Origin of the sequence: Pandoraea vervacti, from assembly GCF_000934605.2 — a bacterium.
Classification (GTDB): domain Bacteria; phylum Pseudomonadota; class Gammaproteobacteria; order Burkholderiales; family Burkholderiaceae; genus Pandoraea; species Pandoraea vervacti.
Window position 1 is genome coordinate 2,365,085 of record NZ_CP010897.2, and the last position, 15,154, is coordinate 2,380,238.

The following is a 15,154-nucleotide window of genomic DNA, read 5'->3' on the forward strand; positions in this document are numbered from 1 at the left end:
CTCCGACTTGCGCCGATGGATGCCGAACATCTTCCGGTTGCGCACTCGCTTCCTCCCACGTCATCGTTCGATAGCTCCGCCTTATGCTGCCTCCAGGGAAACTGCTGAACAAACCACGCTCGGAAAAATCGTCGCGCAAGCGTGATTTCGCCGGGTCTGACCGGGATCGCGGGGACGGTATAATGCCCGGCATGAACGCGCCCGATCCCCAGCTCGATTCGCTCAAGGTGCCACCGCACTCCATAGAGGCGGAGCAATCCGTGCTCGGCGGCCTGCTGCTCGATAACAGCGCCTGGGATCGCATTGGCGACTTTCTGTCGGAGCACGATTTCTACCGCTACGACCATCGACAGATCTATCAGCACATCGGGCGCCTGATCTCCGGCGACCGTCCCGCCGACGTCATTACCGTTTTCGAGTCGCTCTCATCCGCCGGCAAAGCCGAGGACGTGGGCGGGCTTGCCTACCTGAACGCGCTGGCGCAGAACACGCCGAGCGCGGCGAACATTCGCCGGTACGCCGAAATCGTGCGCGACCGCGCGGTGTTGCGCAAGCTCGTGACGGTGGCCGACGAAATCGCGTCGGACGCATTCAATCCGCAAGGCAAGGAAGTGCGTCAGATGCTCGACGAAGCGGAGGCGAAGGTGTTCGCCATCGCCGAAGAGGGCTCGCGCAGCACGAGCGGCTTCCTGGAGCTGCAACCCCTGCTCACGCAGGTCGTCGAGCGCATCGACGAGCTGTATCACCGTGAAGGCGGCAGCGACATCACCGGGATTCCGACCGGCTTTGTCGACCTGGATCGCATGACGTCCGGTTTCAATGGCGGCGATCTGATCATCGTGGCCGGGCGTCCGTCGATGGGTAAGACGACTTTCTCGATGAATATCGGCGAGCACATCGCCGTGGAGGAAGGGCTGCCCGTCGCCGTGTTCTCGATGGAAATGCCGGGCACGCAGTTGGCGATGCGTATGCTGGGTTCGGTGGGGCGTCTCGATCAGCATCGTCTGCGCACCGGCAAGCTGGTCGACGAGGACTGGCCGAAACTCACGCATGCCATGCAGAAGATGAACGAGACGCAGCTGTTCGTCGACGAAACGCCCGCGCTCAACCCCATGGAATTGCGTGCGCGCGCGCGACGTCTGGCGCGCCAGTGCGGCAAGCTCGGCCTCATCATCATCGACTACCTTCAGCTGATGAGCGGTTCGGGCGGCGGTGAGAACCGTGCTACCGAAATTTCCGAGATTTCGCGCTCGCTCAAGGGGCTCGCCAAGGAGCTGAACGTGCCGGTCATTGCGCTCTCGCAGTTGAACCGAAGCCTTGAGCAGCGCCCGAACAAGCGTCCGGTCATGTCGGACTTGCGTGAATCGGGCGCTATCGAACAGGACGCGGACATCATCCTGTTCATCTACCGCGATGAAGTCTACAACCCCGATACGCCAGACAAGGGCACGGCAGAGATCATTATCGCGAAGCAGCGTAACGGTCCTATCGGCCATGTGCGCCTGGCGTTCATCGGTGCTTATACGAAGTTCGACAATCTGGCCGGCCCGCAATACTGACGCCCGATTTCCATCTGTTCGGATGCGCGCGCGGCTGCGCACGCCTCCGACGAGGTAGAATGTGACGTTTTTGTGTCGACCCGTCCCCTATCAATACCCGGAGTTTTCCAATAATGTTCGGTCGCTTCATGCCCACCGAGGGCAAGTTCTTTGACCTGTTCAACCAGCACGCGGCGTGCATGGTTGCCGGCAGCCGCGAGCTGTCTGCCATGCTCAACGACCTGCCCAATGCCGAGGCACGTACCGTTGCTGTGCAGAACAACGAGAAGAAAGCGGATCGCATCACGCACGAGACCATCGACTTGATGCACAAGACGTTCATCACGCCTTTCGACCGCGATGAGATCCACAAGCTGATCAGTACGATGGACGACATCCTCGATCTGATGGAAGACGTGGCGACTGCCGTGTGGATGTACGACATCAAGAGCGTGCCGTCCGAGGCCCGCACGCTCGGCGAGATCTGCGTGAAATGCTGCGAGCGTGTACAAAGCACGGTCGCACTGCTCAACGACATGGATCGTGCCCGCGACATCCTGAAGCTCTGCGAGGAGATCGACGGTCTCGAATCGGAAGCCGACCGGCTGCTGCGCGCATCGCTGTCGAAGCTGTTCCGCGAGGAAGCCGACGTGAAGGAACTGATCAAGCAGAAGGCGGTGTCCGAATTGCTCGAGTCGGTGACCGATAAGTGCGAGGACGTTGCCAACATCATCGAAGGCATTGTGCTGGAAAACGCCTGAGCGGAGACTTTCGATGGCAACGCTGCACATCAGCCTCTGGCTGGTCGGACTATTGGTCGTACTGGCGCTTCTGTTCGACTTCATGAACGGTTTTCACGACGCCGCCAATTCGATCGCCACGGTCGTCTCGACGGGCGTGCTCAAACCGCATCAGGCGGTGGCTTTTGCCGCCATGTTCAACGTCATCGCGCTGTTCGTCTTTCACCTGAAAGTCGCAGCGACGGTGGGCAAGGGCACGGTGCACCCCGAGATCGTCGATCACTATGTGATCTTCGGCGCACTCGTCGGCGCCATCGCCTGGAACATCATCACGTGGTACTACGGGATTCCGTCGAGTTCGTCGCATGCGCTGATTGGCGGTCTCGTCGGCGCGGCGGTGGCCAAGGCGGGCACGGGGTCGCTCGTCGCGAGCGGCCTGCTGCAAACGGTGGCGTTCATTTTCGTCTCGCCGCTGCTCGGTTTCGTGCTCGGCTCGTTCTTCATGCTGCTCGTGTCGTGGCTCTTCTTCCGCACGCCACCGGCGCGCGTGGATCGCTGGTTCCGTCGCCTGCAACTGGTTTCGGCCGGTATGTATAGCCTCGGGCACGGCGGCAACGACGCGCAGAAGACCATCGGCATCATCTGGATGCTGCTGATCGCGGCCGGCCTATGGCCGCAGGAAGCTGCCGAACCGCCGCTGTGGGTGATCATCGGTTGCTACCTGGCGATTGGTCTGGGCACCATGTTCGGCGGCTGGCGTATCGTGCGCACGATGGGGCAGAAGATCACGAAGCTCAAGCCAGTCGGTGGCTTCTGCGCCGAAACAGGCGGGGCGTTCACGCTGTTCTTCGCCTCCTGGCTCGGCGTGCCGGTCTCGACCACGCACACCATCACCGGCGCCATCGTCGGTGTGGGCGCCACGCGCAAGCTCTCGGCGGTACGTTGGGGCGTGGCAGGCAACATCGTCTGGGCATGGGTGCTGACGATCCCGGCATCGGCGTTCATCGCCGCCATTGCCTGGTGGGTCGGCAAGCAGTTCCTGTGATGCGGTTTGCCGTCGACTGACGGCGGCACGCTTCAGAGACAGAAAAAGCGAGAAAAAGCGGCTTCGGCCGCTTTTTCTGTTTTTGCGCCCAGGCGATTGAGACGGCAAATCGCCGCCATCGGGACAATCAATTTCAACAGTCAATTGCGATTGATTATCATTTGTTCATGGCGTTTTATTGAACCCCGCAGGAGGCTGACATGACCCCATTGATCCAATCGCTTCGCCACCGCCCATTGCGCCTGTTGATGGGCGCTGCAATCAACATTGGCGGTGCGGCGACCTTGCTCGTGCATCTGCACTGACAAAGCCATTCATGACATTGCCGCCAGGGCGCCAGAGCGCTGCGCGCGCGACGTATCTCGTCGGCAGGCCTAGCTACATCGAGCTGTTGGCGAAGCGTGCGATCGGATCATCGTCCTGCGCAGGCGGGGCGGTGAGGCGGGCAGTGCTGCTGGGCGAGGTCACCTGGGGTGTGTCCAGCGGCGACGGCGTCGAGGCCGTCAGCGGACGATTCGGCGCGGTGTTCAGCGGCACATTCGGCAGCGGCGCCGCAGCCGGTGCTTCGGCAACCGTCGCCGGTGTGGAACGATCGACGTAAATGGTATTGCCTGCGGGGGCCTTGTTGGCGGCCACGCGGCGCACACCGTCGATACGCTTTGCCCAGTACGGGACGAAGATGCTCTCCAACCGTACGGTGCCGCCGGAGTTCGGCGCGTGCACGAACTTCCCTTGTCCCACATAGATACCCACGTGCGAGTGAGGGCGTCCCGTGGTGTTGAAGAAGATCAGATCGCCTGAGGCAAGGTCGTCGCGCTCCAGAACCGTGCCTACGCCGCTCATGTCCGCGGTTGTGCGGGGTAGATTGACGCCGGCGGCGCGGGCCACGACATATCGCACCAAACCACTGCAGTCGAAACCGGAATCGGGCGTATTGCCGCCGTAGCGGTAAGGAATGCCAACGAGGCTCATCGCTTCGAGCGTGATTTCCTCCTGGCCGGCGCTGCGCTCAGGACCGACGGTGCGGTTGCCATAGTTCGCGCTGCTGCCTTGTCGGACGGTGGGGCCGGAAGAGCACGCGGCAACCAGCAGGGTCAGCGCCAGCACCCCGGCGCTTCGCCACGGCACGCCGGCCAGCGTTGCCGGCGATGTCTTGCTTCGGGCCATCGGACGAGTCGGAGAACGAGACATGCTCGGCAGGCGCTGGATTGGCATGCGCAGAGTTTACGACGCTTACCGTGCGAATGCACCGCAAAAGTGCCGATTTTCGGGCCTTTTGTAGCATCGACGTCACAAATTCGCGGCTTCCCGGGCGATTTCCTCGGCGCGGCGCCATGGATACTTGGGTGAGGTGTTGCTGGCGTCGTCCGCGTCGTTCTGTCCTCGTAAAGAAAAAACGGCGCCCGAGGGCGCCGTCTTGTTCTGCATCGATCCCCGAGGCGGGGTAGGCGGACGTCAGAGAATTTCCGCTGCGTAATCCGCCAGGCGCGAACGTTCGCCGCGCGCCAGCGTGACGTGTCCGCTATGCCCCCAGCCCTTGAACCGATCCACCACGTACGTCAGGCCCGAGCTGCCTTCGGTAAGGTACGGCGTATCGATCTGTGCAATGTTGCCCAGACAAATCAGCTTGGTGCCAGGGCCGGCGCGCGTGACCAGTGTCTTCATCTGCTTCGGCGTCAGGTTCTGCGCTTCATCGATGATGACGAACTTGTTCACGAACGTACGTCCGCGCATGAAGTTCATGCTCTTGACCTTGAGCCGCGAGCGAATGAGTTCCTGCGTGGCGGCGCGACCCCATTCGCCGGCCGAGTCGTCCGTCTTTTGCAGCACTTCGAGGTTGTCGTCGAATGCACCCATCCACGGTTGCATCTTCTCTTCCTCGGTGCCCGGCAGGAAGCCGATATCTTCACCGACGGGCACGGTCGCGCGCGTGATGATGATCTCGTTGTAGCGCTTCTCGTCGAGCGTTTGGGCCAGACCGGCGGCCAGTGCGAGCAGTGTCTTGCCGGTACCGGCCTGCCCGAGCAGCGTAATGAAGTCCACTTCGGGATTCATCAGCAGGTTCAGCGCGAAGTTCTGCTCGCGGTTGCGTGCCGTGATGCCCCACACGTTGTTCTTGTGATGGCCATAGTCACGCAGCGTTTGCAGCAGCGCTGTCTTGCCGTTGATTTCCCGAACCTGCGCGTAGAAGGGCGCCTCACCGTTGTTCGTCTCCAGATAGACGAACTGATTGATGAGGAAGCTCGCGCAGAGCGGGCCGGTAATGCGGTAGAACGTGGTGCCGGTGCGGTTGTCCTGCCAGCTCTCCATGCCTTTGCCGTGCTTCGTCCAGAAGTCCGGCGGCAGGGACATCACGCCCGAGTAAAGCAGGTCGCTGTCCTCGAGCACCTTGTCGTTGAAATAGTCTTCCGCGGGCAGGCCGAGCGCATGCGCCTTGACGCGCATGTTGATGTCCTTGGACACCAGCACCACCTGACGGTCACGGAACTTGTCCTGCAGCGCGCGCACGACGCCCAGAATCTGGTTGTCGGCCTTGCCCTGCGGCAGACCTTCGAGCGGCGGGACATCGGGCAGGTCGGTCTGGAAGTACAGGCGCCCGGTGGCGTCCTTGTTGCCGAGTCGCGAGAGCGGAATGCCTTCGGCCATCGACTTCGTGCCGCTCTCGGCAACCAGCCCGTCGAGCGTGCGGCTCACCTGACGCGCATTGCGCGCCACTTCCGACATGCCTTTTTTGTGATTGTCGAGCTCTTCCAACGTCATCATCGGCAGATAGACGTCGTGCTCTTCGAAACGGAACAGACTGCTAGGGTCGTGCATGAGCACGTTCGTGTCGAGCACGAACAGCTTGGCCGGTTCCGTATCCCTGCCGCGCGTGCGTTTCGAACCCGAACCGCTTGCCGTCGACTTCACGGACTTGAGCGATGGGCTGGCGCCGGTCGAGTCTGCCGGCGACGGCGACTGAGGCGAACGTGCGACGGGCGCCGGTTGTGGCGCGGTCTGCGTCGCCGGGGCGGTTTTCGGGACGACCTTCAATTCGGTCGCACTTGCGGCAGTTGCAGCACCTGCGGCACCGGACGTCTCACCCAGTGCATGTTGTTCAGACGAGGGAATCGGTTTCTTGGCCTCCGTGCGCGAAGGTTTGAGGCGAGTGGGGAATTGTTCCGGGGCAAGCAGCGTGCCCGGTTTGGTCGGCGCCGATGGCAATGGCATAGATTTCCCGTTCAAGAAAACACAACACGACTCGGCCGGGACAAACGGCAATACCTCACGTCCCGGCAACAAAAAAGCCGCCTGCCCGGACGCACCGGAGAGGCGGCTTGGCTGAAGGCGCCGCCTTGGCGACGCCTGCAATAGTCTCGTTCAATGCGCTTGATCATTACGGCCGACTATAACGTCTCTTGCCGTGCTTGTATAGCGTCGAATGCCCTCACTGGCGGTCGCAGCGGCCCGTGCGCAACACCGCAGCGAATAGCGCTTGAGCGGCGAGGGCGCTCGCGCGCGCGCGCCCGTCCGACGCGGATGTCGCGCGTGGACCGAGCGCTCAGAGCGCTTGCACGGCAGCCAGCACTTCCGAAACGTGATCGGGCACGCGAACGCCACGCCATTCCTTGCGCAGCACGCCTTTTTCGTCGATCAGAAACGTGCTTCGCTCAATGCCAAGATGTTCTTTGCCATACAGTTTTTTCAACTTGATGACACCGAACAGCTTGCACACCGCTTCATCGGCGTCGGAAATCAGCGCGAAGGGCAACTCGAGTTTGTTCTTGAAGTTCTCGTGCGAGCGCAGGCTGTCGCGCGACACACCGACGATCTGTGCGCCGGCGGCCTGGAACTGCGCGTAGCTGTCACGGAAATTCATGCCTTCCGTGGTGCAGCCGGGAGTGTTGTCCTTCGGGTAGAAGTAGATCACCACCTTCTGGCCGCGATGGCCTTTGAGCGAAAAATCGCCGCCGGTGGCCGGTGCGGTGAAATCGGGCACGGGAGTGTCGATGGCTACCGTCACTATGGTCTCCTTGGGTGGCCTGTGGCAGGCCGGTTCGGGAAAGGGTTTCGAATGCTGTTTGAGATGTCTGCCGGCACGGCGAGCCGTGTCCTATCGCGCCCGGCGATCAGGCGGCGGCCTGGCCTTCGAGGATCAGGTCGCCCGAGCGGCCCGGAATTTCGCCCCACACCACCGGATGGGCGGGCAGTGCGGCGAGATCCAGTGTCTCGTAGTACTGGCCCATCGTGATCAGATCGTGCCCCTGGCGACGCCAGCCGGCCAGCACCTGACGGAACAACGGCGCAAGCTTCTGACCTTCGAGTTCCGCATGTAGCGTGAACACGTGATCTTGCGCCGGATCGGCGCTCAGGGCAAGCAGATGCGCCGCCACACCGTTGATGTCTCGGCCATCGACGCCGAGCAACTCGTCGACGGTGGGTAGCGTCGTCGGCATTTGCACGTGTTTCAGGCGCACGCCGTCCACGATCGGATAGTGCGGCGCGGCGCCGCGGCCGTCCGACGAATATTTCATGCCCCAGGCGTCGATCTGACGAAACGCATGGTCGTTCATCTGCCAACCGGCCGCGCCATGTGTGAGAGGAGGCGCGCCGAAGATCTGCGTGAAGCGCGCGTGCGCTTGCGACATCTGACGCTGCGTCCACGCGGCGTCTCGCGTGCGCACATTGTCCTGCCAGTAAGTGTGGTCCCACGTATGGATGCCGGTTTCGTGTCCGGCGCTCTGCACGGTACGCATGACGTCGGCCGCGCGTTTGCCGATGTCCGGGCCGGGCAGCAGCGTGCCGTACATCAGCGTTTTAAAGCCGTAGTGCTCGACGACCGAAGTGCGCGACACCTTTTTCAGGAAGCCGGGACGAAAGACGCGCTTGAGTGCCCAGCCGGTGTGGTCGGGCCCAAGGCTGAACAGGAACGTCGCTTGTGCGTCATGCTCGGCCAGCGCCGCGAGCAGGTTGGGGACGCCTTCGCGCGTGCCGCGCAAGGTGTCGACGTCGATCTTCAGGACAATTTTGGCCATGGCCGTCCTTGAGAGAGACATCGGAGATGTGGCGCGTGTGGCGCGATATCTCGAATGTCGAATCAAATTACGGAGTCGAACTGCGCGCAGTCCGGGTGTTGCCCCGGCATCCGCAGTCAAAAACGCCCGATGCGCCAATGGCGCACCGGGCGTGTCGTGCGATGCTCAGACGGTGCCGCATGCGCGATGAGGCAGGTCGGAGCGATGCGCCGGCGTTATTCGCCCTCGACCAGACGGCGAGCTTCGGCGACGTGACCGCGATACGCTTCGAAAATCTTGCGCAGTGCGTCGTCCATCGACGTGGTCGGCTTCCAATCGAGTTCCTGCATGGTGTTCTCGATCTTCGGCACACGGTTTTGCACGTCCTGATAACCGTTGCCGTAGTAGGCGCCCGACGACGTTTCGACGAGTTGAACCTTCTTGGCCGTCTCCGCGTATTCCGGGAACTCGCTGGCGAGCTTGAGCATCATGTTGGCCAGTTCGCGCACCGAGAAGTTGTTCGTCGGGTTGCCGATGTTGTAGATCTTGCCGCTGGCGATGCCGCCCTTGTTATCGATGATGCGCACCAGTGCGTCGATGCCGTCGTCGATGTCGGTAAAGGCGCGCTTCTGGTGACCGCCGTCGACCAGACTGATGTTCTCGCCGCGAGCAATGTGGCCGAGGAACTGCGTGACCACGCGCGACGAGCCTTCCTTCGGCGTGTAGATCGAGTCAAGGCCGGCGCCGATCCAGTTGAACGGACGGAACAGCGAGAAATTCAGGCCTTCCTGCATGCCGTAGCCCCAGATCACACGATCCATGAGCTGCTTCGAGCAGGCGTAGATCCAGCGCGGCTTGTTGATCGGGCCGTAGATGAGCGGCGAGGCTTCCGGGTCGAATTCGGCGTCGGTGCACATGCCGTAGACCTCGGAGGTCGACGGGAACACCAGATGCTTGCCGTATTTGACGGCCGAGCGAACGATCGGCAGGTTCGCTTCGAAGTCGAGCTCGAACACGCGCAGCGGCGCCTTCACGTAGGTCGCCGGCGTGGCGATGGCGACCAGCGGCAGGATCACGTCGCACTTGCGAATGTGGTACTCGACCCATTCCTTGTTGATCGTGATGTCGCCTTCGAAGAAGTGCATGCGCTCGTGGTTGACCAGATCGCCGAGGCGATCGGTGAGCATGTCCATGCCATAAACTTCCCAGTCGGTCGTCTCCAGGATGCGCTTCGACAGATGGTGGCCGATGAACCCGTTGACACCGAGAATCAGGACTTTTTTCATATTACGGTCAGTGATTGAGCTGGGAAAACTGTTCCGGCGTGACAGGCTTGCCGTCCAGCATTAGTTCATGAATGACAATGGCATTTCCGTCGCCGCAAATGCCGAGGAGCGCATTATCCACTACTTGCAGTCCGCAGGGCAAACCGGGGGGCACGCGCGTGCGCGACAGACGGGCACGCGTGACCACGAAACGACGCTGCGCCACGTCGGTAAACGCCCCCGGATAGGGCGGTGCGACGGCGCGGATCAGGTTGTAGACCGCCTGCGCCGGCTGGCTCCAGTCGATGCGGCCGTCCTCGGGTTTGCGTCCACCGAAATAGCTGCCCGCAGCCAGTTCGTTCGGATGACGCACCGCGTTGCCTGCGATCAGCCCCGGCAGGCCGCGCCAGAGCGTTTGCTCGGCGGCGACCGTCACTTTCTCAAATACCTCGCCTGCGGTGTCGTCCGGCAGGATGGGCACCGACGTCTGATCGATGATCGCCCCGGCATCCGGCTTCAGCGCCATTTCGTGCAGCGTTGCGCCAGTTTCCGTTTCGCCATGCAAAACGGCCCAGTTCACCGGCACGCGGCCGCGATATTTCGGCAGCAGCGAGCCGTGCATGTTGAACGCGCCTTGCGGCGCGATATCCAGCAGGGCCACCGGAATCATGTGGCGGTAATAGAACGAGAAAATAAAGTCCGGCGCTGCGGCGCGAACGCGTTCGGCCAGCACCGGATCGGCCGGATCCTCGGGGGTGACGACGGGGATGCCGTGCTCGGCGGCAACGTCGGCGACGCTGCCGAACCAGATGTTCTCGTTCGGATTGTCCCGATGCGTTACCACGAGCGCGACCTCGACGCCGCGTGCGAGCAGTACCTGCAGGCAGCGTACGCCAACGTTGTGATACGCGAATACGACGGCCCTGGGGGCTTGGGCAGCTTGGTTGGCTTGCGTGCTCATGGGGTGTGCGATCCCAATTCGGTGGCGCCGGTGCTCAGCGTGGCGCTATGTGCGGCAGCTTGCACGCCATCTGCCGTCTTGTCAGCGCGGCCAGCCGATTCTTCGAGTACCGCCTGAACCAGATAACGCGGACGTTGACGCACCTGCTGGTAAATGCGGCCGATGTACTCACCGAGCAGACCCATGCCGAACAGGATGACGCCGAGCAGACAGAACGTCACGGCAAACAGCGTGAAAACCCCCTGAACTTCCGAGCCGAACAGGAAGCGTCTTGCCATCAGCACGATGAACAGCACACCCGAGGCCGCCGAGAGCGAAATACCCACGCCCGAGAGCCATTGCAGCGGCACGACGGAAAAGCCGGTGACGAGGTCGAAATTCAGGCGAATCAGCGCGTAGAGCGAATACTTCGATTCCCCCGCAAAGCGTTCTTCATGCGCGACATCCACTTCCGTCGGATTCTGCGCGAACGTGTAGGCGAGCGCGGGGATGAACGTATTGATTTCGCGGCACTGGTTCACCGTATCGACGATGTGACGGCTATAGCCGCGCAGCATGCAGCCCTGATCGGTCATGCGAATGCGCGTGATGCGCTCGCGCAGTCGATTCATGGCGCGCGACGCGTTGCGCCGGAACCAGGTGTCCTGACGGTTCATGCGCACCGTGCCCACGTAGTCGTGGCCAGCGGACAGCTGGGCCACGAGCTTGCCGATCTCTTCGGGCGGATTCTGCAGGTCGGCGTCGAGCGTGATGACCCATTCGCCACGGGTATGCTCGAAGCCCGCGAGAATGGCCATGTGCTGGCCGTAGTTGCCGTTGAACAGCACGACGCGCGTCACATCCGGGCGTGCGCGGTATTGTTCGGCAAGCAGGGCGGCCGAGCGGTCACGGCTGCCGTCGTTGACGAACACCACTTCGTAGGTCACGCCCAGCTTGTCGAGCGCAGGGTATAGCCGGGCGAAAAGTGCGCCGAGGCCCGCCTCCTCGTTATAAACCGGGATGACGACGGAGAGTTGTGGTCGATTCATTTTTGGTGATCAGCGCAAATGGCGTTTACGGCTTCGCAGACGCGCGCAACGTCGGCATCCGTCATGGCGGGGAACAGCGGCAGCGTCAGGATGGCGCGGCCCAGGCGTTCCGTCAGCGGGAACTGGCCTTCCTTGAAGCCCAGCGCACGGTACATTGTAAACAGGTGGATCGCGGGGTAGTGGACACCGCTGCCGATGCCGCGCGCCTTCAGTTGCTCCATGAAGCCTGCGCGGTCGATGGTCAGACGCTCCAGCGGCAATTCGATCTGAAACATGTGCCAGTTCGAATTGGTGAAATCGGCATGCGGCAGCCCGACCCCCAGCTTGACGGCCGCGCCGCCCGCGAGCGTGTCGAAGTACAGGCGCGCGAGCTCGGTGCGGCGGCGGTTGAATTCCGCCAGGTGCGGCATCTGGCCCAGCCCGACGCGCGCGGCCACGTCCGTCAGGTTGTACTTGCCGCCGAGCACGTCGACGTCCATGCCGTCGAGCCCGAACCGCGTCACGCCTTGCAGACGATACTTCTCGGCCAGCCGCGCTTCTTCATCGGTATTGAATACCAGCGCGCCGCCTTCGATGGACGTCAGGTTCTTGTTCGGATGAAAGCTGAACGACACGAGGTCGCCGAACGAACCGATACGTTTGCCTTTCCAGCTCGAACCCATGGCCTGTGCCGCATCTTCGACCACGCGCAGATTGTGACGGCGCGCAATGTCGTACAGACGGTCCATATCGACCGGCAGACCGGCGAGATAGACCGGGATGATGGCCTTGGTCTTCGGCGTGATCGCTTTTTCCAGCAAGTCGAGATCGATATTGCGCGTGGCGGGATCGACGTCGACGAACACCGGCGTGGCGCCCACTTCCAGAATGACGTTGGACGTTGCGACCCACGACAGCGGCGTCGTGATGACTTCGTCGCCGCCTTGCACGCCGGCGATACGCAGGCCGATCTCCAGCGTCGCCGTGCCCGAATTGAACACGCGTACGGGACGGCCGCCGAAATATTCGGACAGGGCCTTCTCAAAAGCCTGGACTTGCGGACCCGAGGTAATCCAGCCCGAGCGCAGCACGTCCGACACGCCGGCGATGGTGGCGTCGTCGATGGTCGGCCGCGTGAACGGGATGAACGGTTGATTCGGTTGGGAGGTTGCCGAGTCGCTCATGATGTATGACTAAGCCTCAAAGTAGCTCAAAGATGCAGGGCAAACGCGCCGGCTTGCACGCCCGTGGCCCGGATGCCCCACAGTGCCGAAGGCTTTCCGGGGCGGCCACGGCGAAAGCCGCGCGTTCTGCGATTGCGTCGGGCGCAGCCTTAGCTGCGCGCCAGAATATAAACACCCACCAGAATGATGCCGATGGCGACCATACGTTGCATCGACAGCGTCTCGCCGAACAGGTACCAGGCGGCGAACGCATTCACCACGTAGCCCAGCGACAGCATCGGATAGGCGATCGACACTTCCACGCGCGAGAGCGCCAGAATCCAGACAACCACGCTGATGGCATAGCAGACGAGCCCGCCCATGATCGGTACCTGCGTGGCCAGCTTGATGCCGATCGGCACGATGTTGGCGCGCGTGAACTCCAGTGCGCCAATCGCGTTGGCGCCAGCTTTGAGCAACAACTGGGCGCATGCGTTGAGCAGCACGCCCGTGAGAATAAGGGAAAACGTGGCGAGATTCATGGAACGTTTGTGAACGTTTGTGAATAATTATGGATACCGCAAAAGGGCTCGGAAAGTCCCGAGCGCGCTATTTTACGTTGTCTTCGGGCAGCGGTTTCGAGATCACGACCCGACGGACATCGCGCGCGATGATGCGCATCGGCAAATGCACCGCCTCAAGCTGTCTGAACGTATCGGGATCGACCAGCGCCAGCGCCTTCGGATCGGCCCGCCAGCGTGCATAGAAGTCTTCGAGCGTGGGCAGCCACTTTTGCGGCTCCTGCTTCGCGCCGAATTCCAGCTCGTCCGGGTGCTGCACCATGATCATGGACTGCCCGAGGTAGTAGGGCATGGTGTGATCGAGCACGTTCACGGAATAGAACGGCACGTTCGGCCCGAGTCGCTGCATTTCCGCCTTGACGGCCGGCACCAGCAGCACGCCCGTGCTCTGGCGGCCGAACACCTCATGGCCCATGCCGCCGATGGTCACGAGCAGCAACATGCCGCCGGCGAAGGTCAGCAAGGCGCGGCGCGCACTGTGACGGGCGAGGCGCCACGCGACGAGCGTGCCGATCAATCCGGCGCCGAGCGCGAAGTAAAGCCACACCTGAAACGCCTTGTACAACTCGTTCGGATTGCGCACGCTGCCGGCGCGTCCGGCAAAGAGGGCGACCATCACGAGCGCAGCGATCAGGAACACCGCGTAGCCGGCCATGTGCACGCGCACGGTGTCGCGACGCAATTGCGCGAGATACAGGCCGAACAGCAACGCCATGGCCGGCGCGATCGGCAGCAGATACGAAATCAGCTTCGAGTGCGATGCGCTGAAGAAAACGAAGATGAACACGGACCATACCCACAGCATGACGGCGGGCGCGAAACCGTTGGGTTGCCGCGGCATGCGCAGCGTGGCGCGCACGGTGCCCGGCAAGACCGACAGCCAGGGCAGAAAGCCGACGAGGAACACGGGCACGAAGTACCACGGCGCGCCGTCGCGGTTATGGCCTTCCATCGCGAAACGGCGGAAGTGCTCGTTGATGAAGAAGAAGTCGAAGAACTCCGGGTTGCGCATCTGAACGAGCACGAACCACGGGGTGGCGATCGCGAAGAAGACGATCAGGCCGCTGCCCAGATACAGCCGACGCCACAACGCCCAGTCACGGGTGATGACCGTGTAGAGCACGAGCACGGCGCCCGGCAGCACAATGCCGACGAGCCCCTTGCTCAGCACGGCAAGCGCCATCGCCGCCCAGCACAGCCACATCCAGCCGCGCACGGCGCCGCGCGCTAGTCCGGGCCGTTGCGCGAGTAGCAGCGCGCACAGCGACAGTCCCATGAAGAACGACAGCCCCATGTCGAGCACGTTGAAGTGCCCAAGCAGCGACCACAGCGGTGCGGCAGCCAGCGCGGCCGCGGCAAACAGGCCCACGCGGGCGTTGAACACGCGGCGAGCGGTGAAGCCGACTGCCAGCACGCCTGCGAACCCGGTCAGTGCGGTCCAGAGTCGCGCCTGCCATTCGCCAAGCCCGAACGCGGCGAACGTCAATGCATTCATCCACGTTTGCAGCGGCGGCTTTTCGAAGTACTTGTAGCCGTTGTAGCGTGGCGTGATCCAGTCGCCGGTCGTCCACATCTCACGTGCCATCTCGGCGTAACGGCCTTCGTCGCTCGAAATCAGATGACGATAATCGAGCACCCCGAACCATACGAGCGCGAATGCGATGAGCAACAGCCAGAACGCGGCAGGTGACAGCGGGTAGGCGGCGTCGCCCGGCAGCGCGGGCGGCGGTGCGGCGGTGGTGGCCAAAGGTGACGGCGTAGGCAGGGTGGCGGGTGTGGTGGATGTGGTGGATGTGGTGGATGTGGTCAGCGAAGTCGCGTTAAGCGGCTCGGCCGCCGACGGACCGGAAGCGAGCGGGC

The 15,154-nt window shown here is 62.5% G+C and carries 13 protein-coding genes; 3 read left to right on the plus strand and 10 right to left on the minus strand.

Going from position 1 to position 15,154, the window contains the following annotated elements; genetic code table 11:
* The first annotated feature begins 191 nt into the window (after positions 1-191).
* From UC34_RS10725 to UC34_RS10735, 3 genes are all read left to right on the plus strand, one after another.
* Positions 192-1,559: a replicative DNA helicase gene (locus UC34_RS10725; protein ID WP_044458001.1), complete on the plus strand. Its 1,368-nt coding sequence runs from the start codon at positions 192-194 to the stop codon at positions 1,557-1,559.
* A gap of 113 nt (positions 1,560-1,672) precedes the next feature.
* Positions 1,673-2,299 (plus strand): DUF47 domain-containing protein, encoded by a 627-nt coding sequence (locus UC34_RS10730; protein WP_044455534.1) that lies wholly within the window; start codon positions 1,673-1,675, stop codon positions 2,297-2,299.
* A 13-nt stretch (positions 2,300-2,312) separates the two neighbouring features.
* Positions 2,313-3,323 (plus strand): inorganic phosphate transporter, encoded by a 1,011-nt coding sequence (locus UC34_RS10735; RefSeq protein WP_044455536.1) that lies wholly within the window; start codon positions 2,313-2,315, stop codon positions 3,321-3,323.
* Between the two features lie 378 nt (positions 3,324-3,701).
* Here the strand turns inward: UC34_RS10735 and UC34_RS10740 are convergent, their stop codons facing one another.
* The 10 genes from UC34_RS10740 to UC34_RS10785 all read right to left on the minus strand — a co-directional run bounded on the left by UC34_RS10740 (position 3,702) and on the right by UC34_RS10785 (position 15,041).
* The gene (locus tag UC34_RS10740) at positions 3,702-4,490 is read right to left on the minus strand and encodes a C40 family peptidase (protein ID WP_044455538.1); all 789 of its coding nucleotides are present in this window, start codon (positions 4,488-4,490) and stop codon (positions 3,702-3,704) included.
* Between the two features lie 288 nt (positions 4,491-4,778).
* The gene (locus UC34_RS10745) at positions 4,779-6,533 is read right to left on the minus strand and encodes a PhoH family protein (RefSeq protein ID WP_044455539.1); all 1,755 of its coding nucleotides are present in this window, start codon (positions 6,531-6,533) and stop codon (positions 4,779-4,781) included.
* A gap of 331 nt (positions 6,534-6,864) precedes the next feature.
* Positions 6,865-7,326: a peroxiredoxin gene (locus UC34_RS10750; RefSeq protein ID WP_044455540.1), complete on the minus strand. Its 462-nt coding sequence runs from the start codon at positions 7,324-7,326 to the stop codon at positions 6,865-6,867.
* Positions 7,327-7,432: 106 nt separating this feature from the next.
* Positions 7,433-8,338, minus strand: a complete 906-nt coding sequence (locus UC34_RS10755) for a polysaccharide deacetylase family protein (RefSeq protein WP_044455541.1) — start codon at positions 8,336-8,338, stop codon at positions 7,433-7,435.
* A 215-nt stretch (positions 8,339-8,553) separates the two neighbouring features.
* Positions 8,554-9,603 carry a bifunctional UDP-4-keto-pentose/UDP-xylose synthase gene (locus tag UC34_RS10760; RefSeq protein ID WP_044455542.1) on the minus strand — a complete coding sequence of 350 codons (1,050 nt, stop codon included), beginning with the start codon at positions 9,601-9,603 and terminating at the stop codon, positions 8,554-8,556.
* A 7-nt stretch (positions 9,604-9,610) separates the two neighbouring features.
* Positions 9,611-10,543, minus strand: coding sequence for a formyltransferase (locus UC34_RS10765; protein ID WP_044455543.1), 933 nt, complete (start codon positions 10,541-10,543; stop codon positions 9,611-9,613).
* The gene (locus UC34_RS10770; RefSeq protein WP_044455544.1) at positions 10,540-11,571 is read right to left on the minus strand and encodes a glycosyltransferase; all 1,032 of its coding nucleotides are present in this window, start codon (positions 11,569-11,571) and stop codon (positions 10,540-10,542) included. Before UC34_RS10770 ends, UC34_RS10765 begins: the two co-directional genes overlap by 4 nt.
* Positions 11,568-12,734, minus strand: a complete 1,167-nt coding sequence (locus tag UC34_RS10775) for a DegT/DnrJ/EryC1/StrS family aminotransferase (RefSeq protein ID WP_044455545.1) — start codon at positions 12,732-12,734, stop codon at positions 11,568-11,570. The genes UC34_RS10770 and UC34_RS10775 overlap by 4 nt, the downstream gene beginning before the upstream one ends.
* 149 nt (positions 12,735-12,883) lie before the next feature.
* Positions 12,884-13,255 carry an SMR family transporter gene (locus tag UC34_RS10780; RefSeq protein ID WP_044455546.1) on the minus strand — a complete coding sequence of 124 codons (372 nt, stop codon included), beginning with the start codon at positions 13,253-13,255 and terminating at the stop codon, positions 12,884-12,886.
* 67 nt (positions 13,256-13,322) lie between these two features.
* On the minus strand, positions 13,323-15,041 hold the full coding sequence (locus UC34_RS10785) for a glycosyltransferase family 39 protein (RefSeq protein ID WP_418303938.1): 1,719 nt from the start codon (positions 15,039-15,041) through the stop codon (positions 13,323-13,325).
* Between the last annotated feature and the right edge of the window lie 113 nt (positions 15,042-15,154).

Bases quoted from the DNA above. Each gene is read 5' to 3' on its own strand.
- UC34_RS10725 (WP_044458001.1), top strand. From the start codon at position 192: ATGAACGCGCCCGATCCCCAGCTCGATTCGCTCAAGGTGCCACCGCAC.
- UC34_RS10730 (WP_044455534.1), top strand. From the start codon at position 1,673: ATGTTCGGTCGCTTCATGCCCACCGAGGGCAAGTTCTTTGACCTGTTC.
- UC34_RS10735 (WP_044455536.1), top strand. From the start codon at position 2,313: ATGGCAACGCTGCACATCAGCCTCTGGCTGGTCGGACTATTGGTCGTA.
- UC34_RS10740 (WP_044455538.1), bottom strand. From the start codon at position 4,490: ATGGCCCGAAGCAAGACATCGCCGGCAACGCTGGCCGGCGTGCCGTGG.
- UC34_RS10745 (WP_044455539.1), bottom strand. From the start codon at position 6,533: ATGCCATTGCCATCGGCGCCGACCAAACCGGGCACGCTGCTTGCCCCG.
- UC34_RS10755 (WP_044455541.1), bottom strand. From the start codon at position 8,338: ATGGCCAAAATTGTCCTGAAGATCGACGTCGACACCTTGCGCGGCACG.
- UC34_RS10760 (WP_044455542.1), bottom strand. From the start codon at position 9,603: ATGAAAAAAGTCCTGATTCTCGGTGTCAACGGGTTCATCGGCCACCAT.
- UC34_RS10765 (WP_044455543.1), bottom strand. From the start codon at position 10,543: ATGAGCACGCAAGCCAACCAAGCTGCCCAAGCCCCCAGGGCCGTCGTA.
- UC34_RS10770 (WP_044455544.1), bottom strand. From the start codon at position 11,571: ATGAATCGACCACAACTCTCCGTCGTCATCCCGGTTTATAACGAGGAG.
- UC34_RS10775 (WP_044455545.1), bottom strand. From the start codon at position 12,734: ATGAGCGACTCGGCAACCTCCCAACCGAATCAACCGTTCATCCCGTTC.
- UC34_RS10780 (WP_044455546.1), bottom strand. From the start codon at position 13,255: ATGAATCTCGCCACGTTTTCCCTTATTCTCACGGGCGTGCTGCTCAAC.